Source organism: Streptococcus oralis, from assembly GCF_001588645.1.
Taxonomy (GTDB): Bacteria; Bacillota; Bacilli; order Lactobacillales; family Streptococcaceae; genus Streptococcus; species Streptococcus oralis_AB.
The window spans coordinates 1-298 of sequence record NZ_LAYF01000058.1; the positions used below are offsets into that span (position 1 = coordinate 1).

Here is a 298-nt window from a genome sequence, read left to right on the forward strand (position 1 = left end):
GATAAGTCCGCTGGTTTACGCTCCAAGAATTCCTTCAAACCAAGGATTTCAGCTGCTTCTTGCACCCGCTTGTCAATATCTTCCTTGCTGTACTTGCGAAGTTTAAGCCCGAAAGCCATGTTGTCGTAGACTGTCATGTGTGGATAGAGGGCATAGTTCTGGAAGACCATGGCGATATCGCGGTCTTTTGGTGCCACATCATTGACCACTTTACCATCAATCGACGCTGTTCCTTCTGTGATATCCTCAAGACCCGCAATCATACGCAGCGTTGTGGATTTCCCACATCCTGACGGAC

General features: G+C 48.3%; 1 protein-coding gene. It reads right to left on the bottom strand.

Going from position 1 to position 298, the window contains the following annotated elements; translation table 11 throughout:
• On the bottom strand, window positions 1-298 hold a 298-nt coding region (locus A0739_RS09825; RefSeq protein ID WP_155718984.1), incomplete at both ends, for an ABC transporter ATP-binding protein.